Source organism: Xaviernesmea rhizosphaerae, assembly GCF_001938945.1.
In the GTDB taxonomy this organism is placed as follows: Bacteria; Pseudomonadota; Alphaproteobacteria; order Rhizobiales; family Rhizobiaceae; genus Xaviernesmea; species Xaviernesmea rhizosphaerae.
Genome location: NZ_MKIO01000031.1, coordinates 1 through 25,348, shown reverse-complemented (window position 1 = coordinate 25,348; position 25,348 = coordinate 1). Strand labels below are relative to the sequence as shown.

At 65.8% G+C, this 25,348-nt stretch carries 23 protein-coding genes; 11 read left to right on the top strand and 12 right to left on the bottom strand.

Translation table 11 applies throughout. The annotated features are described in order from the left end of the window. Positions 1 to 128 precede the first annotated feature (128 nt). Together BJF92_RS13430 and BJF92_RS13425 are read left to right on the top strand one after the other, a co-directional pair. Positions 129 to 1,601 carry an FGGY family carbohydrate kinase gene (locus tag BJF92_RS13430; protein WP_075635262.1) on the top strand — a complete coding sequence of 491 codons (1,473 nt, stop codon included), beginning with the start codon at positions 129 to 131 and terminating at the stop codon, positions 1,599 to 1,601. Positions 1,602 to 1,756: 155 nt separating this feature from the next. Continuing rightward, entirely contained in the window at positions 1,757 to 2,707 is a 951-nt protein-coding gene (locus BJF92_RS13425; RefSeq protein ID WP_075635261.1) for a sugar-binding transcriptional regulator, read from the top strand. Between the two features lie 102 nt (positions 2,708 to 2,809). Here BJF92_RS13425 and BJF92_RS13420 read toward each other — a convergent pair whose 3' ends face one another. The 5 genes from BJF92_RS13420 to pxpB all read right to left on the bottom strand — a co-directional run bounded on the left by BJF92_RS13420 (position 2,810) and on the right by pxpB (position 6,524). Next, entirely contained in the window at positions 2,810 to 3,223 is a 414-nt protein-coding gene (locus BJF92_RS13420; protein WP_075635260.1) for a VOC family protein, read from the bottom strand. Between the two features lie 178 nt (positions 3,224 to 3,401). Next, a complete protein-coding gene (locus BJF92_RS25585; protein WP_158032226.1) occupies positions 3,402 to 3,575 on the bottom strand; it encodes a hypothetical protein in 174 nt (57 codons plus the stop codon). A 117-nt stretch (positions 3,576 to 3,692) separates the two neighbouring features. After that, positions 3,693 to 4,637, bottom strand: coding sequence for an NAD(P)-dependent oxidoreductase (locus tag BJF92_RS13410; protein WP_075635258.1), 945 nt, complete (start codon positions 4,635 to 4,637; stop codon positions 3,693 to 3,695). 166 nt (positions 4,638 to 4,803) lie between these two features. Then, entirely contained in the window at positions 4,804 to 5,784 is a 981-nt protein-coding gene (locus BJF92_RS13405) for a 5-oxoprolinase subunit C family protein (protein ID WP_075635257.1), read from the bottom strand. Then, entirely contained in the window at positions 5,781 to 6,524 is a 744-nt protein-coding gene (gene pxpB, locus BJF92_RS13400; RefSeq protein ID WP_078058011.1) for a 5-oxoprolinase subunit PxpB, read from the bottom strand. Before pxpB ends, BJF92_RS13405 begins: the two co-directional genes overlap by 4 nt. A 375-nt stretch (positions 6,525 to 6,899) precedes the next feature. On the opposite strand from pxpB, the gene BJF92_RS13395 reads away from it, so the two are divergent. Then, positions 6,900 to 7,754 (top strand): D-amino-acid transaminase, encoded by an 855-nt coding sequence (locus BJF92_RS13395; protein WP_075635256.1) that lies wholly within the window; start codon positions 6,900 to 6,902, stop codon positions 7,752 to 7,754. Between the two features lie 61 nt (positions 7,755 to 7,815). Here BJF92_RS13395 and BJF92_RS13390 read toward each other — a convergent pair whose 3' ends face one another. The 5 genes from BJF92_RS13390 to BJF92_RS13370 all read right to left on the bottom strand — a co-directional run bounded on the left by BJF92_RS13390 (position 7,816) and on the right by BJF92_RS13370 (position 14,055). Continuing rightward, positions 7,816 to 8,844 carry an alpha/beta hydrolase gene (locus tag BJF92_RS13390; protein ID WP_075635255.1) on the bottom strand — a complete coding sequence of 343 codons (1,029 nt, stop codon included), beginning with the start codon at positions 8,842 to 8,844 and terminating at the stop codon, positions 7,816 to 7,818. Between the two features lie 118 nt (positions 8,845 to 8,962). Continuing rightward, positions 8,963 to 10,138 (bottom strand): 4-hydroxybenzoate 3-monooxygenase, encoded by a 1,176-nt coding sequence (gene pobA / locus BJF92_RS13385; RefSeq protein WP_075635254.1) that lies wholly within the window; start codon positions 10,136 to 10,138, stop codon positions 8,963 to 8,965. Between the two features lie 70 nt (positions 10,139 to 10,208). Next, the gene (locus tag BJF92_RS13380) at positions 10,209 to 11,705 is read right to left on the bottom strand and encodes an AMP-binding protein (RefSeq protein WP_075635253.1); all 1,497 of its coding nucleotides are present in this window, start codon (positions 11,703 to 11,705) and stop codon (positions 10,209 to 10,211) included. A gap of 31 nt (positions 11,706 to 11,736) precedes the next feature. Continuing rightward, positions 11,737 to 12,576 carry a p-hydroxycinnamoyl CoA hydratase/lyase gene (locus tag BJF92_RS13375; RefSeq protein WP_075635522.1) on the bottom strand — a complete coding sequence of 280 codons (840 nt, stop codon included), beginning with the start codon at positions 12,574 to 12,576 and terminating at the stop codon, positions 11,737 to 11,739. A gap of 69 nt (positions 12,577 to 12,645) precedes the next feature. Further along, positions 12,646 to 14,055 carry an aldehyde dehydrogenase gene (locus tag BJF92_RS13370; RefSeq protein WP_075635252.1) on the bottom strand — a complete coding sequence of 470 codons (1,410 nt, stop codon included), beginning with the start codon at positions 14,053 to 14,055 and terminating at the stop codon, positions 12,646 to 12,648. Between the two features lie 162 nt (positions 14,056 to 14,217). On the opposite strand from BJF92_RS13370, the gene BJF92_RS13365 reads away from it, so the two are divergent. The 4 genes from BJF92_RS13365 (at position 14,218) to BJF92_RS13350 (ending at position 18,716) form a co-directional block, all read left to right on the top strand. After that, a complete protein-coding gene (locus BJF92_RS13365) occupies positions 14,218 to 14,643 on the top strand; it encodes a MarR family winged helix-turn-helix transcriptional regulator (RefSeq protein ID WP_075635251.1) in 426 nt (141 codons plus the stop codon). A gap of 354 nt (positions 14,644 to 14,997) precedes the next feature. Then, a complete protein-coding gene (mhpT, locus tag BJF92_RS13360) occupies positions 14,998 to 16,206 on the top strand; it encodes a 3-(3-hydroxy-phenyl)propionate transporter MhpT (protein WP_075635250.1) in 1,209 nt (402 codons plus the stop codon). Between the two features lie 265 nt (positions 16,207 to 16,471). Continuing rightward, positions 16,472 to 18,196: a ubiquinone-dependent pyruvate dehydrogenase gene (poxB, locus tag BJF92_RS13355; protein WP_075635249.1), complete on the top strand. Its 1,725-nt coding sequence runs from the start codon at positions 16,472 to 16,474 to the stop codon at positions 18,194 to 18,196. Beyond that, the gene (locus BJF92_RS13350) at positions 18,183 to 18,716 is read left to right on the top strand and encodes an FUSC family protein (RefSeq protein ID WP_075635248.1); all 534 of its coding nucleotides are present in this window, start codon (positions 18,183 to 18,185) and stop codon (positions 18,714 to 18,716) included. Before poxB ends, BJF92_RS13350 begins: the two co-directional genes overlap by 14 nt. Positions 18,717 to 18,951: 235 nt before the next feature. On the opposite strand, the gene BJF92_RS13345 is transcribed toward BJF92_RS13350, so the two are convergent. After that, the gene (locus BJF92_RS13345) at positions 18,952 to 20,877 is read right to left on the bottom strand and encodes a methyl-accepting chemotaxis protein (RefSeq protein ID WP_075635247.1); all 1,926 of its coding nucleotides are present in this window, start codon (positions 20,875 to 20,877) and stop codon (positions 18,952 to 18,954) included. A 466-nt stretch (positions 20,878 to 21,343) separates the two neighbouring features. Between BJF92_RS13345 and BJF92_RS13340 the strand changes: the two genes are divergently transcribed. After that, entirely contained in the window at positions 21,344 to 22,123 is a 780-nt protein-coding gene (locus BJF92_RS13340) for an exonuclease domain-containing protein (protein WP_075635246.1), read from the top strand. A 16-nt stretch (positions 22,124 to 22,139) separates the two neighbouring features. Further along, positions 22,140 to 22,472: a hypothetical protein gene (locus tag BJF92_RS13335; RefSeq protein WP_075635245.1), complete on the top strand. Its 333-nt coding sequence runs from the start codon at positions 22,140 to 22,142 to the stop codon at positions 22,470 to 22,472. Between the two features lie 337 nt (positions 22,473 to 22,809). Here BJF92_RS13335 and BJF92_RS13330 read toward each other — a convergent pair whose 3' ends face one another. Then, a complete protein-coding gene (locus BJF92_RS13330) occupies positions 22,810 to 23,247 on the bottom strand; it encodes an Lrp/AsnC family transcriptional regulator (protein ID WP_075635244.1) in 438 nt (145 codons plus the stop codon). 289 nt (positions 23,248 to 23,536) lie between these two features. On the opposite strand from BJF92_RS13330, the gene BJF92_RS13325 reads away from it, so the two are divergent. Together BJF92_RS13325 and BJF92_RS13320 are read left to right on the top strand one after the other, a co-directional pair. After that, on the top strand, positions 23,537 to 24,577 hold the full coding sequence (locus BJF92_RS13325) for an ornithine cyclodeaminase (RefSeq protein WP_075635521.1): 1,041 nt from the start codon (positions 23,537 to 23,539) through the stop codon (positions 24,575 to 24,577). Between the two features lie 321 nt (positions 24,578 to 24,898). Further along, positions 24,899 to 25,273, top strand: a complete 375-nt coding sequence (locus BJF92_RS13320) for a VOC family protein (protein ID WP_075635243.1) — start codon at positions 24,899 to 24,901, stop codon at positions 25,271 to 25,273. Positions 25,274 to 25,348: the final 75 nt, after the last annotated feature.

Below are 25,348 nucleotides of genomic sequence, written 5' to 3'. Positions count from 1 at the left end.
ATGACGACCGGAGAGGACAACCGCCTCTGTGCGGCCACCCGGTCCCGGCCTGAAAGGGCATCGGCCGGGTGAAGAGGAGAAGCCGGACAAACCGAAGGGTCGCCGGTAGTTCATTGGGAGTGAAACATATGCGGGCCATTCTGGCGATTGACCAGGGGACCACCAATTCCAAGGCCATTCTGGTGGACGAAAGCGGCGCGCTGGTGGCGCGCGGCGCATCGCCTGTGGGCATCGCCTATCCGCAGCCGGGCTGGGTGGAGCAGGACCCGAACCGCATCTGGGCTTCGGTCTGCGAGGCGATCGCGGCCTGCCTTGCGGCCGCGCCCGCCGGGATCGAGATCCTGGCCGTCGCCCTATCGAACCAGCGCGAATCGGTGACGATGTGGGATGGCAAGACCGGCGAAGCACTCGGGCCGGTCTTGAGCTGGCAGTGCCGCCGCACCGCACCGGACTGCGAGCGGCTGATCGCTGCAGGTCATCAGGAGCGGGTGCAGGCGATCACCGGCCTGCCGCTCGACCCGATGTTTCCCGGCGCCAAGCTGCGCTGGCTGAGCGAGCGCGCCCCTGCGGGCAGCGATTACCGGCTGGGCACGATCGACAGCTGGCTGATCCACCGCCTGACCGGCGGCCGCAACCATGCCTGCGATGCCGCCAACGCCGCCCGCAGCCAGCTTTTCGACCTGGAGCGCCAGGTCTGGAGCGCGGAATTGGCCAGCCTGTTCGGCGTCGATCTCGCACGGCTGCCGGAGGTTTGCGACAGCGCCGGCGATTTCGGCGTGACCTTGAACGTTCCGGGCATTGCCGACGGCACGCCGATCCGCGCCGCCATCGGCGACAGCCATGCCGCTTTGTTCGGCCATGGCGCCTTTCATCCCGGCGATGGCAAGGTGACCTTCGGCACGGGCTCCTCGGTCATGGCCACGCTCGACAGCTATGTGCCACCGCGCGACGGTATCACCACCACGGTAGCCTGGCGCATTGGGGGGCGGCCGACTTTTGCCTTCGAGGGGAATATTCTCGTCTCCGCCGCCAGCCTTCCCTGGATGGCGGAAATTCTCGGCCTGCCTGACGTCGCCGCGCTGGTCGATCTCGCCGCAACCGCCGCCCCCGACGGCCCGGGCTTCGTGCCGGCTTTCGTGGGACTCGGCGCGCCCTATTGGGATTCGCAGGCGCGCGCTTTGTTTTCGCAGATCAATTTTTCCACCACACGGGCACAGATGGCCCGCGCCGTCACCGACAGCCTCGCTTTCCAGGTTCACGACGTCTTCCGCGCCATGCGCGACCAGACGACCACCCCACTCGGCGCGCTCTATGTCGATGGCGGCCCCAGCCAGAACCGCTTCCTGATGCAGACGGTGGCCGACACGCTCGGCCATGCCGTGATCCAGTGCGCCGCCCCCGAGGCCTCGGCGCTGGGCGCGGCCTATCTCGCCGGCCTGTCGCTCGGCCTCTGGCCGGATCTCGATGCGATTGCCCGCCTGCCGCGCGCGCATCACGAGATCGTCCCCGCTCCCGACAGAGACAGCACCCGGCTTGCCGTCTGGGCCGACGCAATCCAGCGCGCGACCCTCTGCCCGCCGCCGGCCAAAGCGCAGGATTGAAAACGGACATCCTTCCAACACTCTGGGTTTTGGCTTTCGCATCGGATTTTTCCGAAAACCGGTTCCCACTTTTCGGTCCGATGCTCTAAAGGGGTATGGAGCCATTTTGGCCGATAACCGGTTTGAAAGGGGCGCGTGAAACTGTCGGAGCCGCCATGGGTCGCATCAACGAACTTCGCCTGATCTCCCGCGTGGCCCAGATGTATCATGTCGAGCATAAGCGGCAGGCGGAGATTGCCGAGCATTTGCGCCTGTCCCAGGCCACCGTTTCGCGCATGCTCAAGCGGGCGGAGACGGAAGGGATCGTGCGCACCAGCGTCATCCCGCCGGCCGGCACCTATAGCGATCTGGAACAGGCGCTGCGCGAGCGCTTCGGCCTGCCGGAGGCCGTGGTGGTGGATTGCTCGGAGGACCGGGACGGCGCGATCATGGCGCGCATCGGCGAAAGTGCGGCGCATCTCTTGGAAATCACGCTCTCGCCCGGCGAGATCATCGGCGTTTCCAGCTGGAGCCAGACGATCTTCAAGATGGTGGAGAACATCCATCCGCAGAAGGGCGCGGGCGCCCGCTATGTGGTGCAGACGCTCGGCGGCATGGGCGATCCCTCCGTACAGACCCATGCCACCCAGCTCACCGCCCGTCTGGCCAAGCTGACCGGCGCCGAGCCGAAGCTGCTGTCGGTCCAAGGCGTCACCTCATCGCGCGAGGCCAAGCTCTTGATGATGGCTGATCCCTTCGTGCGCGACACGATGGACCTGTTCGGCGCGATCACGCTCGCCATCGTCGGCATCGGCGCTGTGGAGCCGTCCGAGCTGCTGGCCCGCTCGGGCAATATCTTCTCGGCCCGCGAACTCGCCGATCTCGCCGAAGCCGGCGCGGTCGGCGACATCTCCCTGCGCTTCTTCGACAGGCAGGGTCGGATGGTGAAAACGCCGCTCGACGACCGGGTGATCGGCATGTCGCTCGAAGAGCTCGCCAAGGTGGACCGCGTGATCGCGCTGGCCGGCGGCAAGGCCAAGACCGACGCCATCGCCGGCGCCCTGCGCCTCGGCGTCATCGACATGCTGGTCACCGACCGTTTCACCGCCGAGCGGCTGACCGCCTGAGCGCGGAAGCCTCGGCCGAACGCTGTTTTCCCTTCTTCAGTCTGATGCTCTCTATCCAGACCCAAGCCCGAGCGGATGAAGGATCCGCCCGGGGTCTTGCCGTCAACGGGCGAAGACGCTGTCGAAATCCTTGAAGCCCTTGACCTCGATCGGGTTGCCGCTCGGGTCGAAGAAGAACATGGTGCGCTGCTCGCCGGGCTCGCCCTCGAAGCGGATGACCGGCGGAATATCGAAGGCGATGCCGCCCTTTTCCAGGCGCTCGGCCAGCGCGAACCAGTCGTCGAGCGGCAGGATCACGCCGAGATGGGGCATCATCACTTTGTGGTCGCCGACCTTGCCGGTGCGGGTGACCTCGAAGGGCGTGCCGAGATGCAGCGAAATCTGGTGGCCGAAGAAGTCGAAATCCACCCAGGTCTCGGTCGAGCGGCCTTCCTCGCAGCCGAGGATGCCGCCATAGAAGCCGCGTGCCGCGTCAAGATCGGTGACGTGATAGGCAAGATGGAAGAGGGAACGCATGGTATGCTCCGTTTCGTCTGAAAGATCTGACAGTCTGTCCAAGAATCGCCGTTGGCCGCCTGCAAATGGCAATTTCTGCGCTTTCGGTGCTCGAAATCACCATTTTCGTCAGACCAACAGCAAGTCTTGAACAGACTGTGCGGTCGGCGGATGGGACGGCAATGTAAAAGCGTCCCGGTCAAACGGTCGCCGCTTCCAAGGACCCGATGGCTCTTTGCCCAAAGCGGCGCAGCGTCTCCGGCAGGTCGATGTTTGCGAAGTTGCGCACCAGCAGCGCGCCATCGGGCAGGCGCGCGATCGCATTGTCCTTCTTGATCCGCGCGATTGCGGCGCGCGGCGGCGTGTGGGGCATCACCGAGGGCGGCGCCAGGGTGCGGCTGCATCTGCCCATCGTTTGAGGAAAGCTGCTGATCGAGAATGCGTTGCTTGAGGTCGCGACAGACTTGCCGCGGCAGCCTTTCCCTGTGGCTCATGCCGTCACCAGGGGCAGTGTGACGGTGGTTTCCGGGCGCTCGCCCGACAGCGCGGTCAGCACATGGCCGGCGGCGGCGAAGGCGACACGCTCCAGCGCCTCGCCCGTGGTGCCGCCGAGATGCGGGGTGAAGATCACGCGGTTGCTCGCCCCCAGCAGCCCCTGCGCGGCCCCGGCCGTGTACACGTCGAGCCCGGCGCCAGCGATCGTGCCGTCGGCGATCGCGTCGGCAAGGGCGGCCTCGTCGATCAGGCCGGCGCGCGCGGTGTTGACCAGGATCGCGCCGCGCTTGACCGCAGCAAAGGCGCGCCGGTCCAAGAGGTTGCGGGTCTCCTCGCGCAGCGGGGTGTGAAGGGAGATGAGATCGGCAAGGCCGAGCCCCTCCTCCAGCGATGCCGCGCGGGGATAGGGCAGCGTCCCCATGCTGCGCGGGGAATGGATGAGGATGCGCATGCCGAAGGCAACGTCGAGCATCCGCCCGAGCCCCTGCGCGGTTGCGCCCCAGCCGACGATCAGCGCGGTCTTGCCGAAGAGTTCGTGGAAGTGCTCGGCCTCGCGAAATCCCTTTGAACCTTCGCGCACCGCGCGGTCGGCCGCCGGAATCAGCCGGGCCGCGGCAATGGCCAGGCCGAGCGCCAGCTCGCTGACCGAGCGGGCATTGGCGCCCGGCGTGTTGCAGACGAGAATGCCGCGCTGGCTGGCAACGGCCTTGTCGATCGCATCATGGCCCGCGCCATGGGCGACGATCACCTTCAGCCTGTCGGCGGCGACAATAGCCTCAGCGCAGAGCCCGGCATCCCGGGTCATCACCGCATCGCAATCGCCGATCAGCCCGATGATCGTTTCAAGCTCGGTATCGGGGCACAGGACAGGCGTCACGCCGCCGTGCTCGAGACGCGCGCGGCCTGCCGCATGGACGGGCTGGACGATCAGGCATTTCATCACAAGGGTCTCCGTTGTGGATCGCTGCGGCGGGCAGGGTTGCTGAGGTGGGCACGAGTGGCGTCGCGCGCATGGGCGACCTGCGCGCCTATTAGCTGTCCCGCCCACGCGCCTGCGAGCATCATCTCGATGATCCGGGAAGAGGCCTGCCCGGCCGGTGGATTGGTCAAGACCCGCCTCCTTCGGGCATCCCCGCATCTCCGTTCCCGTTGAGGCAGGCACAAGCCGTTTCCAGCCAGCGGCGCCGGGCGATCCAGAGGTCTTCCGCCTGATCCTGCGTCACGCGCTTGAAGCGGATCAGGCTGCCGGTCATGGCCTGGGCCAGCCGCGACAGGTCGACCGAGGCGATGGTGGCGATTTTCGGATAGCCGCCCGTGGTCTGGCGCTCCGCCATCAGCACGATCGGCCGGCCGGAGGCCGGAACCTGGATCGAGCCCATCACCGTGCCGTCGGAAACGATGTCGTGGCCGCCCGCCGCGCGGATCGGCGGCCCTTCGAGGATCTGTGCCATCCGGTCGCGGCTGCCGGAGACCAGGAAGGGCCCGCGCAGGAACTGCTGCCACGTCGCCTCATCGAAATGTCCGGCCTGAGGCCCGTCGATCACGCGGATCGGCCCCGCAGCGCGGGGAAGCGGCAGGCGCAGCACCCGTTGCGGCATGCCGACCGGATCGTCGGCGGGCGTTCCGAGCGGCAGTGCATCGCCGGGCGCCAGGCGTCGGCCATCGAGCCCGCCAAGGCCCGAGCGCAGATGGGTGGAGCGCGAGCCGAGCACCGGCTCGGTCTCTATCCCGCCCGAAAGCGCCAGATAGCCCCAGACGGCATTGGTCAGCGCGCCGATGCGCAGGACCTGACCGGGCAGCAGCACATGGCTTGCCCAGCCATCCACCCGTTCGCCGTCGACCGTGATGGCCGCCGCACCACCGGTCACGGCGAAGCTCGTCGGTGCGTCCACCTCGAACTGTCCGCCCAAGACGGCGAATTCGAGCAGCGCATGGTTTTGCGGATTGCCGACGAGGCGGTTGGCGATGCGCATGGCGACCTCATCCATCGGCCCGGAGGCGGAGACGCCCATCTGCACGAAGCCGGTGCGGCCGAGATCCTGCACCGACATCAGCGGACCGGCTTGTTTGACGATCAGCTTCGTCATGCGTCCTCCCAGTCGGCCTGCGCCGTGCCGGCCGCAACGGCGGCATCCAGCGCTTCGGCCTCAGACTGATCGATTGCGCGGAAACGGACGTGATCGCCGGCTTTCAGCAGAAAGGGATCCTCACGGGCAGGATCGAACAGGCGCAGCGGTGTGCGGCCGATGAAGCGCCAGCCGCTGGGCCCGGCGACCGAATTGATGCTGGCCTGCCTGCCGCCAATGCCGATCGAGCCGGCCTCGATCCGCTGACGCGGCACGGCGAGACGCGGCGTGTGTAGCACCTCCGGCAGGCCGCCGAGATAGGCGAAGCCGGGCGCAAAGCCGATCATGTAGACGCGGTAATCAGCCGCGCCATGCAGGGCGACGAGATCGGCCGCATGCATCTGCTTCATCTCGGCCATCGCCGCCAGATCCAGGCCCGCCCCGCCGCCATAAAGCACCGGCACGATCAGGCGCCGCCCGCGCGTGCCATCGATCCGCATGGTCGCCAGCCGCTGAAGCAAGAGCGAGCGCAGATCGCGCCCGCGCAATATCAGCGGATCGTAGGAGACGAGGAGCGAGCGATAGGTCGGCACAGTCTCGACCACACCGGCAATCGGGTGCCGGTCGAGATCCTCGGCAAGCGCCACGACGCGCCGGTTCGTCTCCTCGGAAATCTCGTCCGAGAGCTCGATGACGACGGCGCGGTCGCCACTTGCGGCAAGACGCGGATAGGCCGGAGGCGCATGATCAGCCATGGTCATTCCTCGCTCCAGTTTCGCCCGATTCCTTTGCCTGTCTGCGGGGGATAAGCGCGCGGACATGCCGCTTTATCCCGCATCCTGCCATAGAGGGCCACTGTGGATGTGAGGCACCAATAAACTTGTCGTCATTTGATGATCCCGAGGCAAGCCAGGCTGTTTAACGGATCATCGCGCTCACATTGGGCCGCTGCGTCCCTAAGACCGGACGACAGGGCCGGATCGCAGGCAGACGGCGATATCAACATCCTTTCGCCCGCCAAAACCGGGGCTGACGACTTCCCCCGGCCGCCTGCCATGTTTATGTCTCTCGCCTGCCCGGCGCCGGAGCGACCCTGCTTCGGCCCAACCTGCGACAGTCTCCGAAAGGCCCTTTCCTTGTCCCGTATTGTCTACCTCAACGGCGCCTGGCTGCCGGAAGAAGATGCCAAGGTGTCGATTTTCGATCGCGGCTTTCTTTTTGCCGATGCGATCTACGAGGTTACCGGCGTCGTTGGCGGCAAGCTCCTGGAATATCAGGGGCACGCCGCCCGCCTCCAGCGCTCGATGGCGGAGCTCGGCATCGCCTGCCCGCTGTCGCAGGACGAGCTGCTCGAGGTTCACCGCGAGATCGTCCGCCGCAACGCGCTTGAGGAAGGGCTGATCTATCTGCAGATCTCACGCGGCACCGCAGACCGCGATTTCGCCTATCCGAAGGACGCGACCCCCACGCTGACGCTCTTCACCCAGGCAAAGGCGGTGCTCGACAATCCCAAGGTCGCAACAGGCATTTCCGTCGTCCTGCTGCCCGATCATCGCTGGGCCCGGCGCGACATCAAGACCGTGCAGCTGCTCTACCCGTCCATGGCGAAGATGGAGGCCACCGCGCGCGGCGCGGAGGAGGCCTGGCTGGTGGAAGACGGCTTCGTGACCGAGGCGAGCGCCGCCAATGCCCACATCATCACGGCGGAGGGCACGCTGGTCACGCGCCCGCTGTCGCAGGCAATCCTGCACGGGATTACCCGCGCAAGCATCGTCGAGATCGCCGAGAACGCTGGTATCGCTTGCGAGGAACGCGCCTTCACGCCCGAGGAGGCCAAGGCGGCGGCGGAAGCCTTCATGACTTCGGCCACCAATTTCGTCCTGCCGGTCGTGGCGATCGATGGCCAGCCGGTGGGCGCCGGCAAGCCCGGCCCGCTGACGCTGAAGCTGCGCGCGCTCTATGTCGCGCGGAAGGTGGCGAATGCGATCTGAACTATTTCGGCTTTGACATCGGCGGCGGCAGGCTTGAGCACTGCCACCGCCGAAGGGATCGTCAAAGATGCGATTGCGGGCCCGTATGGGCCGCGCCCTTGATCGGCGCGCCCAGACTCTTCTTGAACCAGGCCGTGACGCGGTCGATGAGATCCGGCTGATACCAGGGCAGGTCGCCATGGGCGGCGCCCTCGACCAGAACGTAATCCACCTGATCGCCCCGCGTGCGCAGCGCCTCGAAAAGCTGCCGGCTCTGCACGGGGGAAACGAGCCTGTCCGCGCTGCCGTGCATCAGGAGCATCGGCGGCTTGGGACCATCGAGATGGCCCATGGACCCTGCCGCCAGCGCCTTGGCGGGATCGGCATTGACCGGCGCGCCGGCGAAAGTGTCGAAGGCGGGCCCGTTGACGAGCAGCGCCTCGGTCACGGCAGGCGAGTCATGCGCCTTTTGCAGCTCGGGCGGGAAGCCTTCGCCGATATTGCGCACATCCGAAATGCCATAGAGCGAAACGGCCGCCTGAACGTCGGAGGGCTGATCGAGGAAGTCTCCCTTGTCATAGGCCTTCTCCGTCCCGGTGGTGGCGAGCAGTTGCGCGAGCCAGCCACCGGCCGAATCGCCGATGACGCCGATGCGCCTGGGATCGATGCCGTAGTCGGCCGCATGGGCTCTGAGATAGCGCACCGCCGCCTTGCCATCCTCCAGCGGTGCGGGGAAGACATCCGGCACGACGCGATAGTCCGCCGCCGCCACGACGAAACCGGCCTGTGCCAGCGCGGACCGCATCTCCTGGAATTTAAGGTAATCCGTCGTCATGAAGCCGCCGCCGGGCAGATAGAGGATGGCGGGCTTCAGATCCTCGGTGCGCGGCACGAGCAGGCTCATGCGCATCTGGCGATTGGCGCGCATGGTCGTGACCTGCGCATAGACGACGCCGCCGACCTCGTCGATCTGCGGCCGGTCGCCGGTGAGGCGGATCACTTCTGCGCCCTCGGCATAGCCGGGCAAGGCGCTGGTGCTGGATGCGGTCTGTGCGGACACTGCTGAAACTCCCAGGGTCAAGCTCATCAGAATGACGATCGCCTTCTTCATGTCTGCCCTCGTTCGGTTGATCGTGTCGTTAATCGTGTCGGGGCCGGAAATGCCTCGGTCATGCCCGAAACGGGGATGTCGTTTCCGACGGAGACAAACCCCGGTCCGGCTTAGCGGTTCAGGCGAGCGGCAGGCCCACGTAATTTTCGGCAAAGCTTGCCTGAGCGCGCGGCGACGACCGGAGATAGGCGAGTTCGGCCACCTGCATGCGGCGCTCGAAATCCCCGGTGTCCGGGAAGCGGTGGGTGAGGCTGGTGAACCACCAGGAGAAGCGCTCGGCCTTCCACACGCGCGCCAAGGCCCGCGCGGAATAGGTGTCGATGCCCGCCGACGACCCTTCGCCGAAGAACTCCGCCAGCGCCTCTCCCAGCATGGTGACATCGGAAACCGCGAGATTGAGGCCCTTGGCGCCCGTCGGCGGTACGATATGGGCGGCGTCGCCGGCCAGGAACAGCCGGCCATGGCGCATGGGCTCGGCCACATAGCTGCGCAGCGGGGCGATGCTCTTTTCAAATGAGGGACCGCGCTGCAGCCGCGCGCCCAGCGCGGGGCCGAGCCGCAGCGCCAGCTCGTCCCAGATGCGCTCGTCCGGCCAGTCCTCCAGCCGCTGCTCCATGTCGCACTGGATGTAATAGCGGCTGCGCGTCATCGAGCGCATCGAGGCCAGTGCGAAGCCGCGCTCGTGGCTGGCATAGACCAGCTCGTCGCTGACGGGCGGGCGCTCGGTGAGAATGCCGAGCCAGCCGAAGGGATAGACCCGCTCGAAACTGCGCAGAACATGGGCGGGGATCGCCTGACGGCAGACCCCGTGGAAGCCGTCGCAGCCGACGATCACATCACAATCGATCCGCTGCTCGCCTGCCGGCGTGCGGCAGGTGACGAAGGGCTTTTCCGTCTCGATGTCCTGCGGGCGGACATCGCCGGCTTCGAACAGGATCGTCAGCCCGCGCGCTTGCGCCGCCTCGAAGAGATCGTGGGTCACCTCCTGCTGGCCATAGACGGTGACGCAGGCTCCGCCCGAGGCCTGTTCGAGGTCGATGCGGAAATCCTCGCCATCGGCGGACAGATGCGTGCCCGAATGGCGCAGCCCCTCGGCGCGCAGCCGCTGGTCCAGCCCCAGACGGGCAAGGCACTCCACCGTTCCCTGTTCCAGAACCCCGGCCCGCACCCGGCCCTCGACATAGGCGCGGGTCTGGCGCTCGATCACGATCGTCTCGACATTGGCGGCGTGGAGCAGATGGGCGAGAATGAGGCCGGCGGGGCCGGCGCCGATGATGGCGACTTGCGTGCGCATGGTGTCTCCCAACAGGCCGCGGCATGGCGGCGATCGTTTGCTTGCGTCGAACGGCGGATTTCGGGGGGTGTCAGACCACGAGGCTCTCGCGCAGCCTGTTCTTGCGGATCTTGCCGGTGCTGGTGCGCGGCAGATCCTCGACGATGCGGAAGTGCTTGGGCACCTTGAAGCGGGCGAGCCGCGCCTCGCAATGCGCGCGAAGTTCGCTCTCGCTCCCTTCATGTCCCGGCGCCAGCAGGATGAAGGCGTGGCCGACCTCGCCCCAGCGCGGATCCGGCACGCCGATCACCGCCGCGAGCGCAACCGCCGGATGCTCGGCCAGCACGCTTTCGATCTCGACGGGATAGACGTTCTCGCCGCCGGAGATGAACATGTCCTTGCGGCGATCGACGATCGTCACGAAGCCCTCGGCATCGCGCACGGCGATATCGCCGGTGCGCAGCCATCCATCCCGGGTGAAGGCGCTTTCGTGCTCCTTCGGCCGGTTCCAATAGCCGGGCGTGATGTGCGGACCCTTGACGATGATCTCGCCGGCCGCATTGTCCGGCACGTCGCCGCCCTCTTCATCGATGATGCGGATTGCGGTGGCGGGTCCCGCCTGGCCGACCGCGCCGGCATGCGCCCCGATCAGCGCGGGGTCGAGCGGCATGCCGAGGATCGTTCCCGCCTCCGTCATGCCATAGCCGTCGACCATCCGCACCCCGTGCTCCAGCCACCAGCGGATATTGGCCGGCGGATTGGGCCCGCCGCCGGTAAACAGCGCGGCCAACGACCAGGTATCCGGCGCAAAGCCCGGCGCATCGCGCAGGGCCTGGGCCATCTGCGGAACGCAGAAATAATGGGTGATCGCCAGCGCGCGGTCGGCCAGCCGCGCATTGGTCATGGCAGGGTCGAAGCCGGAGGAGACCAGCACCGTGCCGCCCTGCACCAGCGCCGGCCAGATGGAGGTGACCAGGCCGATGACATGGAACATCGGTGATTCCGCCAGGAAGACAGAATTCGCCGAGACCTGACCCAGGACGCCGAAATTGACACCGGTGAAGAACAGCGTCTGCGGCGTCAGGATCACGCCCTTGGGTAGGCCTGATGTCCCGGAGGTATAGAGGATCACGCAGGGCTCGCCGGCATTCCGGGCCGGGCCGCGGGGGCCCGGCGCCGCGGTCTGATAGCGGGCGGCAAACGCCGCGACCTCCATCAGCCGCGCGCCGGCGGGCGCGGTGAAGCCGGCGGCGGAGCCGTCCGCAAGGATGAGCGCCGGTGTGCAATCGGCAAGGATCGCGTCGAGCTCGGCTGCCGCCAGCCGCCAGTTCAGCGGGGTGAAGATCAGGCCCGAGCGCAGGCAGGCCTGCTGCGCGATCACAAGATCGGCAGAATTTCGGGCAATGGCCGCCAGCCGGTCGCCCGGCCGGAGACCCAGAGCGTCGAGCACGGCGCGCGCCTGCTCGATCGCCCGGTCGAATGCCCTGTAGGTCCAGCGCCTCCCGGAGGCGAGATCGACAAGGGCGAGTTTGTCCGGGCGCGCCTGCGCATGCAGGCCCACCGGATCAGGGGCTAGCCAGTCGTGCATGAGTTCAGTCCTCCTCCCAGTGGAACCGACTTCAGCCGTGCTTCTTGCTCTTGTCGTACGCGCCGAGGCCGGGCTTGTAGGTCTTCTCGTCGATGAACTGGCGGATGCCTTCCTTGCGGCCCTCATTGTCGTAGGAATTGGCCGCTTCCTGCGCGCGCACCAGATAATCCTCGGCCTCGTCATAGGTCATGACGCCGACGCGGCGCACCGCATCCTTGGTGGCCTTGAGCGCGACCGGGTTCTTGGCCAGCAGCACCTTGGCAACTTCGGTAACCCGCTCCTTTAGGGAAACAAGCGGCAGGCTTTCATTGACGAGGCCCCAGGCGGCGGCCTTCTGCCCGTCGATCGGCTCGCCCAGCATGGCGTGATACATCGCCTGGCGGAAAGGCATCAGTTCCACCGCCACCTTGGTGGCCCCGCCGCCGGGCAGGATGCCCCAGTTGATTTCCGAAAGGCCAAACTTGGCTTCGTCGGCGGCAAAGGCCAGATCGCAGGCAAAGAGCGGGCCGTAGCCACCGCCGAAGCACCAGCCATTGACCATGGCGATGGTCGGCTTCTGATACCAGCGCAGGCGACGCCACCAGCCATAGCTCTCGCGCTGGCTCTGGCGGACGCCGGCCAGGCCCTTGGCCTCCGTCTCACGGAAATATTCCTTGAGGTCCATACCCGCCGTCCAGGCGCTGCCTTCGCCGGTCAGCACGAGAACGCCGACATCCTCGCTGAACTCCAGCGCGTCCAGCACCTCCATCATCCGCCGGTTCAGGGCCGGGCTCATGGCATTGCGCTTTTCCGGGCGGTTGAGCTTCACCCAGGCGATGCGCTCGGAAATCTCGACGCTGACGATATCGGTCGTGTTCGCAGTCTCGGTCATGATGGTCATGTCCTGTTCAATCGGTGAAATACGGGGAAGGTAAAGGGTGCGGCCGAACGGCCGACGCGCTCAGATCGGGAAGTGGCCGGGTTCGGTCTCGACCGTGATCCAGCGCAGCTCGGTGAACTCGGCGATGCCGGCCTTGCCGCCGAAGCGGCCGTAACCGGAGGCGCCGACGCCGCCGAAAGGCATCTGCGCCTCGTCATGCACCGTTGCGCCGTTCACATGGCAGATGCCGGAGCGGATCTGGCGGGCGACCTTGAGCCCGCGCGCGGCATCGCCGGAAAAGACCGAGGCCGAAAGGCCGTAGTCGGAATCATTGGCGATGCGGATGGCATCCGCCTCGTCGCGCGCCCGGATGACGGCAACGACGGGGCCGAAGCTCTCTTCGGCGTAAAGCCGCATCCCGGCGGTGACGTCGGCAACGATGTGGGCGGGAACGAGCACGCCGCTGGCCTCGCCGGCCGCAATCACATTTGCTCCCTTGGCGACCGCGTCCTCGATCAGGCCGGAGAGTTTCTCGGCCGTCTTCACATCCACCACGGCGCCCAGCGGTGCCGCGCCCTCGCGCGGATCACCGGCGACGAGCGTGCGGGCCTTGGCGGCGAATTTTTCCAGGAAAGCGTCGGCGACGGCGTCGACGACGATGATCCGCTCCGTCGACATGCAGATCTGCCCCTGGTTGAAGAAGGCGCCGAAGGCGGCGGCCTTTACCGCCTCGTCCAGATTGGCATCCTCCAGCACCAGAAGTGGTGCCTTGCCGCCGAGCTCCAGCACGCAGGGCTTGAGGTTCTGTGCCGCGCGAACGGCGATGATGCGGCCGACGGCGGTGGAACCGGTGAAGTTGACGCGGCGTACGGCCGGATGGTCGATCAGCGCCCCGACGACCTCGGCCGCATCCTCGGGCGCATTGGTGACGAGCTGCACCACGCCCTCCGGCAGGCCGGCTTCGCCGAGCGCCTCGACGATCAGACTATGCGTGCGCGGGCAGAGCTCGCTGGCCTTGAACACCACGGCATTGCCGCAGGCGAGCGGCGTGGCGATCGCGCGGATGCCGAGGATGACAGGCGCATTCCAGGGGGCGATGCCGAGCACGACGCCTGCCGGCTCGCGCATTGCCATGGCCAGGCAGCCCGGCTTGTCTGAGGGAATGACCTCGCCCGCGACCTGCGTGGTGAGTGCGGCGGCCTCGCGCAGCATCGAGGCGCCGAGCATGATGTTGAAGCGGGCCCAGGCCTCGGTGGCGCCGATCTCCGCCATCATCGCCGCGACGAAGGCGTCGCCCTTAGCGGCAACGGCATCGGCCGCCTTCAGCAGCGCGGCGCGGCGGGCATTGGGACCGAGCCGGGCCCAGGCCGGCATCGCGCTTGCGGCCGCGTCGACGGCGGCGCGGGCGTCATCCGGCGTCTGCGCGGGGGCCTCGCTCGCGATCTCGCCGCTGATCGGATTCATCCTGCGAAACAGGGTGTCGGTCGTCATCTTGTCTCCTCCCGAGACGTTCGAGGCTCCCGGCTCTCGAACATTGCTATGTGAAATAGCGATTGACTGCTATATGACATAACGGTATTGAACTGACAAGAGGCTGCTGCGGCGATTTTCGGAAGAGGAACGGAAGTGGGATCGAAGGCACGAGAGATCGAGATGGCAAGGGCGCCCGTGCTGGACGACCTCCTCGGCTATCATCTGCGCCGGACCTCCATTCTCGACCTCGCGGGCTTTGCCGAGGCGCTGGGCGACGAGATCAAGCCGGTTTCCTTTACCGTGCTCTGCCTGATCGACGAGATGCCGGGCATTACGGCCGCCGAGATCGGCCGGCAGGCGCGGCTGCAGCGGGCCAATCTGGCGCCCATGCTGGCGGAGTTCGATGCGAAGGGCTTGATCGAGCGCCGTGCGGACGCCGAGGACCAGCGCATCCAGCTTCTGCATCTGAGCCCCCTGGGCGCGACGATGCTCGCCGACTGGCGCGAGCGCGCCATGGCGCAGGAGGAGCGGACCTTCGGCGCGCTGACGCCGGGAGAGCGGGCGTTGCTGCGCCAATTGCTGGCGCGCGTCTGGAAGGAGACCTGACGAGCATCCGCATCGGCCCGAAAAGTGAGAACCGGTTTTCGGTTCAAGCCGATGCGCAAACGAAGACCCTGTATCGGCCCAAAAACGTGGGAACCAGTTTTGGTTCAGGCCGATGCAGAAACGAGGAAGGCGAGCGGCGGGCCGGCTGATGTGTCCGGGGTGCCGTTCCGATGACACTGAGGCGCCGGGCGACCGGCGCGCGCCCTAGAAGATTGCAGGGCGGTTTCAGGAGAATGCGGCCGATCGATGGAGGATCGGGTTTCGGGGGATGTCGGAGCCATCCCTCGCCCGAGGCAGTCGCAGGTCGATCATCAGCGTCGCCGCCGCAGGGGCGGTCTCTGGGAGGAGAAAATCATGACCACAACCACGCACACCGGTGCGGGGACGCGCGCGCTTGCGCTCGTTTTCCTCGCGGCTATCATCGAAGGCTTCGATCTTCAGGCGGCCGGCGTCGCCGCGCCCAAGCTCGTGCCCGCCTTCAAGCTCGTGCCCGACCAGGTGGGGCTGTTCTTTTCGGCGGCCACCTTCGGCCTCGTCTTCGGCGCGCTCTGCGGCGGCGTGATCGCCGATCGCTGGGGACGGCGAACCGGGCTTGCTTTGTCGCTCGCAGCCTTCGGCCTGTTCTCGATCGGCACGGCTTTCGCCGACACCTTCGAGCATCTCGTGGCGATGCGCTTCCTCACCGGCGTCGGCCTTGGCGGCGCACTGCCGAACCTCATCGCCATTGCCGCCGAATCCGTGTCGCCCGAGCGGCGCGGACGGGCCGTCGCCTTCATGTATGCCGGCGTGCCGCTCGGCGGGGCGCTGGCAAGCCTCGTCGCCATGGTCGGCCTGCATGATGACTGGCGCACCATCTTCGTGGTCGGCGGCATCCTGCCGCTGCTGCTTGTCGTGCCGCTTCAGGTGCTGATGGCGCCGTTTCGGGTGGTGCGCGATGCGAGGGGGCCGGCGCGCCGGCGCGACGTGCTGCTCGGCCCCAGCGTGCTGGCGCAGACCGTGCTGCTCTGGGCTGCCTTCTTCTTCGGCCTGATCGTCGTCTACCTCCTGCTCAACTGGCTGCCGCAAATTCTCGTTTCGCTCGGCTTTGCCCGCGAAACGGCCTCTCTGGTGCAGATCGTCTTCAATATTGGCGGAGCGGCCGGGGCGATTCTCGGCGGCCGGCTGCTCGATGGTACACGCCCGGCCTTGGCGTCAGCCCTCGGCTTTGCGGGGCTGATGCTGGCGATCGCGCTTCTCGCCATGGTGCCGGCGGGCAGCGTTCCCGCAGCGCTTGCGGCTGGCGCCTTCATTGGCGCGACGGTGATCGGCGTGCAGGCGCTGCTCTATGGCATTGCCCCGCAATGCTACCCAGGCGAGGTGCGCGGCGTCGGCGTCGGCCTTGCTGTTTCGGTCGGGCGCGTCGGCTCGATCGTCGGTCCGCTCGTGGCCGGCTGGCTGCTCGCCAGCGGCATGGGCCCGCAGCAGCTCCTCTATACGCTGCTGCCGATCGCCGCCGTCTGCGGCGCCGCGACGGTGATCCTCATCCTCCGGCGCAACCGCACCGGCGTGCCGCTCGCGGCCTGATCCCCGCTCGATCCGACCCCGGTCCAGGCCGCGACGCATCCGCCGGTGCGCCGCGGCCTTTCCTATGCAGGCGTGTCGGGTCCCGACACAGCGTTCGTCCGTCATGCAAAAAGGTGGGGCGCGGGCCGGAAGGCATGCAGGCAAGTCATGCAGACCGGGCACGGCTGCCATGACCAATGGCCGCCCGCGGCGCTGTGGACATTCCCGGTGCGGGCGACAAGTCTCTTGCGCAATGCCTTTATGACGCAAATCAAGGAGACCACACATGTCGATGACCGTCGCCGATCTGCTGGCGCAGAGCCTGGCCGATGCCGGGGTGGAGCGCATCTGGGGTGTCACGGGCGATAGCCTGAACGGACTGAACGACAGCTTGCGCCGCCTGGGCCGGATCGAATGGATGCATGTGCGCCATGAGGAGACCGCCGCCTTCGCCGCTGGCGCCGAGGCCGCCGTGACCGGCAAGCTCGCCGTCTGCGCGGGAAGCTGCGGGCCGGGCAACCTGCACCTCATCAATGGCCTGTTCGACTGCAAGCGCAACCATGTGCCGGTGCTGGCGATCGCGGCGCATATCCCCTCATCCGAGATCGGGCTGGGCTATTTCCAGGAAACCCATCCGCAGGAGCTTTTCCGCGAATGCGCCGATTTCATCGAGCTGGTCTCCAACCCCGCGCAGATGCCCGGGGTGCTGCATCGCGCGCTGAACACGGCGATCGGCCGCAACGGCGTGGCGGTCCTCGTCATTCCCGGTGATGTCGCGCTTTCGGCCGCGCCGGTGGAGCGCGCGCCCGCGCCGGCCCTGCCCGCGCAACCCCGGCTGATCCCGGCCGATGCCGAGCTCGCGCAGCTGGCCGCCCATCTGGAAAAAGGCAAGGCCATCACCATTCTCGCCGGCAGCGGTTGCGCCGGCCATCATGACCGCCTCGTGGCGCTGGCCGACCGGCTGAAGGCCCCGATCGTGCATGCGCTGCGCGGCAAGGAACATGTGGAATGGGACAATCCCTTCGATGTCGGCATGACCGGGCTGATCGGCTTTTCCTCCGGCTACCACGCCATGGAAGAGGCCGACACGCTGCTGATGCTCGGCACGGACTTCCCCTATCGCGCCTTCTACCCTGAAAAGGCGACCATCCTGCAGATCGACCGTGACCCCGGCGCGCTCGGCCGCCGGGCGAGCCTGACGCAGGGACTGGTCGGCGATGTCGGCGAGACGATCGACGCCTTGTTGCCGCATCTTCCCCCGCGCGACGAGCGCGGCTTCCTGGATACCGCTCTCAAGCATTATCGGAAAGCGCGCGAAGGGCTGGACGAGCTGGCCACGCCGACGCCGGCCGGCCGGCCGATCCATCCGCAATATCTCGCCCGGCGCATCAGCGAGCTTGCTGCCGACGACGCGATCTTCACCGCCGATGTCGGCACGCCGACGGTCTGGGCGGCGCGCTATCTCGCCATGAACGGACGGCGCCGTCTGCTCGGCTCGTTCAATCACGGCTCCATGGCCAATGCCATGCTGCAGGCCATCGGCGCGCAGGCGGCCGCGCCCGCCCGTCAGGTGGTTTCACTGTCGGGCGATGGCGGTTTCAGTATGATGATGGGCGATTTCATCAGCCTGTCGCAGCTCGGCCTGCCAGTGAAGATCGTGGTCTTCAACAATGGCTCGCTCGGCTTCGTGGCGATGGAGATGAAGGCCGGCGGCTATCTCGATACCGGAACGGATCTGCAGAACCCGGATTTCGCCGCCATGGCCAATGCCATGGGCGTCAAGGGGATCCGGGTTGAGGCTTCGGAGGATCTCGACGCGGCGCTGTCGGCTGCCTTCGCCCATCCGGGCCCGGCGCTGGTCGATGTCGTGACCGCGAAGCAGGAGCTGGTGATGCCGCCGAAGATCAAGCTCGAACAGGCCAAGGGCTTCAGCCTCTACATGCTCAAGGCGATCATCAGCGGCCGGGGCAGCGAGGTGCTGGAGCTTGCCAGAACCAATGTCCTGCGCTGAGGCTGACGGTGAGACCGGGGCGGCCGCGCGGCGCGAGGCGCGGCTGCGCGATCTGCTCTTCGTCCTGCGCTGCTCCGCTGCCGCCACGGTCTCCATCCTTCTGGCCCAGGCGGTCGGCCTGCCGCATCCCGTCTGGGCCGCCATGTCCGGCGTGATCGTCAGCCAGGAACGGCTCGGCGACACGCAGCAGGCGACGATCGGCCGCTTTCTCGGCACGCTGCTCGGCGTCGCCATTGCCGTTCTCGTCGGCCTGGTCGCGCGCTGGGCCGAGGCCGGGACGACGGCGGAGGTGGCGATCGCCGTGGCGCTGGCGGCCGTCGCCGCGCGGCGCTGGCCGCTGCTCAAGGTCTGCATGTGGACCTGCCCGATCGTCTTCCTGACCGCCACGCCGGGCCTGCCCATTTGGGAGGTTGGCCTGCTGCGCGGGGCAGAGGTGCTTCTGAGCGGCGTGGTGGGCATACTGCTGCATGTGGCGGCGGAATGGGTGATCCGCCTGCTCTTGCGGAGGGAGAACAGATAGGCGATGCGGCGACAATGGTCCCAGTCGGTCGCGCCATTCGGCATCGCTGTCGTTGGTAAAAGGGCAGATCATCGGGCTGGGCCGGCCTTACCCGTTTTCGAAAGATCCGATACAGAAACAAAAGATTGGACAGAATTGAGAGAGCGCCGATCTGATGAATCCGGTCGGCGCTCTAATCTCTTTCGTTTCAAGCGTGCGCTAATCGATCCCTTTTCCACTCCGGTCGAATCATGATCTAGAACTCCTGCCACTGGTCCTTCGACAGGTCGAGCGCTGCGTTTCCTTCAAAGGCAGCCCTTCTCGGAGCACTGCCTTTGACCGGCGCTGGAGCGGCGCTCCCCGGTGCCGGTCGGCCCCTGCTCGAGGAAGCCTCCCTGTCGATCTTGAACCGGGACAGCATATTGTTGAGCGAGGACACTTCGCTGGCGAGGCCGTGGCTGGCCGCCGTGGATTCCTCGACCATTGCCGCGTTCTTCTGTGTGTCCTGATCCATCTGGCTGACGGCGGTGTTGATCTGCTGGAGGCCCGAGGACTGCTCCTGCGCCGCCTCGACAATGGCCGCCACGTGGCGGTTGATCTCCTGAACCTCAGAAACGATCGTCGTCAGGGCCGCACCGGTATCGCCGACAAGGCGAACGCCCCGCGACACCTGACCGTTCGAGGTCGTGATCAGCGTCTTGATCTCCTGGGCTGCGCGGGCCGAGCGCTGCGCCAGTTCGCGCACCTCCTGGGCGACCACGGCGAAGCCTTTGCCGGCTTCCCCCGCCCGCGCGGCCTCGATGCCGGCATTGAGCGCCAGCAGATTGGTCTGGAAGGCAATTTCGTCGATCACGCCGATGATGCTGGAAATTTCGTCGGCCGATGTCGCGATCTGCTCCATGGCCCGCACGGCCTCACGCACCACCTCGCCCGAGTGCTCCGCGCCCGCCTTGGCGCGTGCCACCAGCTGCCCCGCCTCCAGAGCCCGCTTGGTGGAATCGCGCACGGTGGTGGTGATCTGTTCGAGCGCGGCGGCCGTCTCTTCCACTGCGGCCGCTTGCTGCTCCGTCCGCTTCGCCAGATCATTGGCGGCATTCTTGATCTCGTTGGCGCCTGCATCGATACCGCGTGCATTCTGGGCAACGCTTTTCAGCGCGTCCTGAAGCCTGGCGGCCGAGAGGTTGAAATCATTGCGCAGCTTGTCCAGATTCGCGACGAAGGGATGCGGGAGCCGGTGGGAGACATCGCCATCTGACAGCCTTGCCAAAGCATCGGCGAGGCTGTCGACTGCGAACTGGATATCCTCGGCTTGGCGGGCTTTCTCCCTGTCGCGCTCCATCCGCTCCTGCTCCGACAGGGAGCGATCGGCCTCGACGGATCGCTCGAGTCGAAGACGCTCGACCGCATTCTCCTTGAAGACCTCGACCGCCCTGGCCATCTGGCCGACTTCGTCTTTGCGATCGATGCCGTCGATGTCAGCCGCTGTGTCGCCTGCCGCCAGTGAGCCCATCCGCCGTGCCAGCTTCGCGATTGGTCCAGTAATGGCGAAGGACGCGACAAAGAGCGCGATTACGACCCCCAGGAGGAAGATGGTGACGATCATGGCAAGCGACACGAGGATAGTCGAGTTGGTCTGATCCGTCAGCGCATCGCTTTCGGCGATAATGTGTTTCTGCCGCTGCGTGTTGAACTGCCGTAATGCTTCGCGCCATGCAATGAGCGCCGGATCGGCATCCTTCAGGATCGCCAAGGCTTCCTTGCGCTTTCCCGCGTCAACGAGGTCCATGGCTTTTTGATAGGTCGTGATGAGAGAGCCTGCGCTATCCAGCAGCGGCTTCAGTGTTGCAGCGGTGTCCGGGACAAGTGTTGCCGCCTCTTCCATCCTTGCGATGATGTTTGGCTTGCTATCGGCCAGGTTCTTGTGAGCAGTCTTCAGCTCGTCGGCGCCAGCATGATCAGAGGCAGCCTGATAAATTCCGTAGGGGATGAAGATCATTGAGGACACAGCCCGCGATGTCATTACCGCTGCAACACCGTCCTGCGCAACGAGATCAGAGTATGAGTTGTCAGCATCTTTGTAGTTGTTAGCCATGTAAGACGAGCAAGCCATGCCAACGATGCAGATCGGCGCGATGATCGAACATATTTTCATCCGAATGGAAGCGTTTTTGAAAAATGACATCGCGACCTCTTTTTCCTCCGGGCATCATCACGCAGATGCCGCCAATTGCTTCGAAATGGCTGCTCGCAAACGTGGTATGCGTTCGAGTAAAGGGAGCAGCGTTCATGAATTTAGGGAATTCTGATGCAGTTCGATCGATATGGGCATTATTTCTAATGTTCGAATGTTAATAAAAGGCGCATTCCGTACCACCGAGGCGGGTAAACTTGAGAGGTCGCGATGCTTGATCCGTTGTACGCCTCCGCCCGTCGGCCGCCTCCACATCGACCGGATGTGGTTTGGCGGTCTCATCCGTGCATTATAAAGTGCCACCGATCCGCGCCGAAAACGGCTGTGCCGTCCGCCGCGTCGACTCCCCGCAGCAGCGCGGCCGCTATCGCGTCCTGCCAGCGCATCACGGGAACAAAAGATTGAGGGCGCGAAAGAAGGACCGGGAACAAGGCCCGCGCGCCGGAACTTGATAGGCATGCCTGTCGATCAGACCCCACCCGCCCTTTTGGCCGAGCCCTGCCTGCGCGTCATCGATCTCGAAACCGCCGGCAATGGCCGTGACGATGTCTGCGAGATCGGCTGGCAGGATGTCATTCGCAGGGATGACGGGCGCTGGGTGGTTTCTGAGCGGCGCGGCTCCATGCTGATCAATCCTGGGCATCCAATCTCGGCCGACACCATGGCCATCCATCACATTCGCGACGAGGACGTGGCAGGCGCGCCCTTCTGGAAGGAGGCGGCGCCGTCGGTGCTGCGGCCGGAGCGTCCGATTCTGGCGCTGGCCGCCCATCGCGCCGCCTTTGAGCAACGCTACTGCACGCCGCGGCTGACTGGCGCGACACCGTGGATCTGCACCTGGAAATGCGCGCTGCGGGTCTGGCCCGAGCTGCCGCGTTTTTCCAACCAGATGCTGCGCTACCTGCGTCGGCCGGAAGGGCTGGATCATGCGCTGGGCCTGCCGGCGCATCGCGCCCTGCCCGATGCCTATGTCGCCGCCCACCATCTGCGCGATCTGCTGGAGGCCGCGCCGCTTGGGGATCTGCTGCGCTGGAGCCGAGAACCCGGCCTGCTGCCGCGCGTGCCAAATGGCCCCGAGCGCGGCAAGAGCTGGGACCGTCTGAGCCTTGAGCGGCTAGCCGAACTGGCGCGTGACCGGGATGGCGATATCCGCTTCAGCGCCGAGACCGAAATCGCGCGGCGGCAGGGGACAGACCCTGTTCAAGCCGGCGAGGCCGACCAGCGCAGGCTGTTGTAATGCAAGGGCTCAGCCAATGACCGATCATCCGGAGACGCCCGACGGCCGCTATTTCGTCGTGCGCGGTCGGCTTTGGCGGCGCAGCAATCCTGCACTCGACGAAGCCGGTCGCACGAATTGGGTAAAAGCCTTGATGACGGCGCGACGAGCGGTGCGCGACAGCAAGGGCGATGCGGCCGCAACGGCGCAAGCGCGCCAGCGCGTCGATGCCGCCAAGATTGCGCTCGGCGAGCGCGGGCCGGTCTGGTGGCAGGATGGCGCGCCGGATTTCAACCGCCGCATGGTGAGGAACACGCCCTATGCCGACTGGTTTGCCGCTCAGGATGTCGATGATGGCGGTAAGGGATGAGCGGCGCGCGTATTGCGCCTGTGATACCAAGTGTCGATGATAGGAACCTATAGGACAGGCTTTCCGGGTTTTCTGGCTAGGAGAGGTTCGCAGATCGATGCCACTGCATCGGTCAAGAGCCTCGACAACGCCAGAAGGCCCGGAAAGACTGCCGAAGGTGGCTCAGGTCTGGTCTCTGGCGTCGTTGCGATGCTTGCCCGATGCGACAGCATCGCGCTGCCCATCGCGCCTAGCCAGAAACCAGACCTGAGCCATCCTATAGGTCCCTATCATCGACACTTGGTATGAGACCGCATTTTAGCAGCCCTGTCCTCCTCATGGTCCGCCCGACGCCTTTTCAGGCCGTGCTGAGCAGCAGGCTCGTCTCGCTGTTGGCGATGCCGTCGATCATGCGGATTTCGCGCAGCACGCGGTCGAAATCAGTGAGCGTGGCGGCGCGGATGCGGGCCACGAGATCCCATTTGCCATTGGTGGTATGGAGGCTCTGAATCTCGGCAAAGCCGCGCAGCCGGCGCACGACCTGGATGGTGGCCTTGCCCGTTACCTCGATCATCATCACCGCATGGACAGACTGCGCGTCGTAATCTTCGCGCACGCGCACGGTGAAGCCCAGCAGCGTGCCGGTCTCCATCAAGCGCTCCAGCCGGTTCTGCACCGTGCCGCGTGCCACGCCCAGCACATCGGCGAGCTTTGACAGCGAGGCCCGGCCATCGGCGCGAAGATGGGCGATCAGCCGCCGGTCGAGCGCGTCCGGCACATAGGTCTCCACTGTCATCTCCACCTCCTCGCTCGTCCTCGGCCTTTGCCCCGAGCTGTCGGAGAAGACCGAACACATTGTCAGGTCACCCTGCGCAAATTGCGTAAATTTCTGACTGAAATAGCACGGGATTGCGCTTTCGGCCAGGCAGCGCCTGCCGCTACAGTTGCGCATGTTCTTGCCCGGAGCATCGGACTGAAAGTCATAGGCAATCTAAGGCTCTGGGATTTTGTTCCCCGCATAGGATTTTCTCGAAAACCGGTTCCCAGTTTTCGGTCCGATGCTCCAAGGAGATCCCGCCGTGCTGATGCCGCCCTCGCAGAAGGCCCTCGTCCCCTTCGTCAGCGTCGAAAACATGATGCGCCTCGTCCATGCCATCGGCATCGAAACCGTGCTGGCTGAGCTGACCGACGCGATAGAGGCGGATTTCGTCCGCTGGGCGCTGTTCGACAAGACGCCGCGCGTCGCCAGCCATTCGCGCGATGGGGTGATCGAGCTCATGCCGACGTCGGATGGCGAGACCTACAGCTTCAAATATGTCAACGGCCATCCCAAGAACATGGGCAGCGGCCTTCAGACGGTGACCGCATTCGGCCTGCTGGCGGATGTCTCCACCGGCTATCCCGTGCTGATCACCGAGATGACGCTGCTGACAGCGCTGCGCACGGCGGCAACCTCCGCCATGGCCGCCCGCCATCTGGCGCCGCGCGATGCGCGAGTGCTGGCGCTGATCGGCAACGGCGCGCAGGCCGAGTTCCAGGCGCTGGCGATGAAGGCCGTCAACGGCATCGACACCGTCCGCCTCTACGACATCGACCCGCGCGCCACTGAGAAGACAAGGCGCAACCTGAAGAACAGCGGCCTGAGGCTGATTGTCTGCCGCTCGGCCGAGGAAGCGGTGGAAGGGGCCGATATCGTCACCACCTGCACAGCCGACAAGCAGCGCGCCACGATCCTCAGCGACAACATGGTCGGCGCCGGCGTACACATCAATGCGATCGGCGGGGATTGCCCCGGCAAGACCGAGCTGCATCCCGACATTCTTCTGCGCGCCGACACGTTCGTTGAATATCCGCCGCAGACGCGGGTGGAGGGCGAAATCCAGCAGATGCCGGCCGATTATCCGGTCACTGAATTGTGGAAGGTCATTGCCGGCGAGGCGCCGGGCCGGCGCGAGGCCGGGCAGATCACGCTGTTCGACAGCGTCGGCTTCGCCGTCGAGGATTTTTCCGCCCTCGCCTATGTCAGGGCCAGGCTGAAGGACACCGGGCTTTGCGCCATGCTGGACATGATCGCCGACCCCGATGATCCGCGCGACCTCTTCGGCATGTTGCAGCGGGCGCAATAGGGGGGGCGCCCTTGGAGCATCGGGCCGAAAAGTGGGAACCGGTTTTTGGAAAATCCGATGCAAAAACAAAAGCGAGAGCATCGGGCTGCAGACGACTTTCAGTCCGATGCTCTCGGCTTGTCGACAGCTGTCAACTTTTTCAGAATCTGCAGGCTTTCTGAAAAAGCGGAAGGTTCAGCTGAAGGCCTGCGCAGCCTGACCGCGCTGTGCACAGCACGATTCTCTTTCTATATCCTGGAAGGCGCAAGGGTCCTTGCGGCGCGGGATCCGCATCGTCGAACCGCGCCGGCCCACGGCCCGCTTTGTTTGTGGAGAAAGAGCATGTTCACGCATATCATGATCGGCAGCAACGACATCGATCGCTCGCAAGCCTTCTATGATGCAACCTTTGCCGCGCTGGGTGGCAAGCCGGGGGAGAAGGACGCCAGAGGCAGGCTGATCTATTCCCATGAGGGCGGCAGGCTGATGATTACGACGCCGATCGACGGCAAGCCGGCCACCGCCGCAAATGGCGGCACCATCGGCATCGCCGCCGCAAGCGCCGAGCATGTCCGCGCCTGGCACGATGCGGGCGTCGCCCATGGCGGCATGTCGATCGAAACTCCGCCCACCGAACGACCGAATGGCGTCTTCGTCGCCTATCTGCGCGATCCCGACGGAAACAAGCTTACCGCGCGGACGCGCGCAAAGAGCTAGGCTCAGGACTCATAAATCACAACCAAAAGATAACGGTTGCAGCGATGCATATGCTTGAGAAGAAGGTATGCGCGC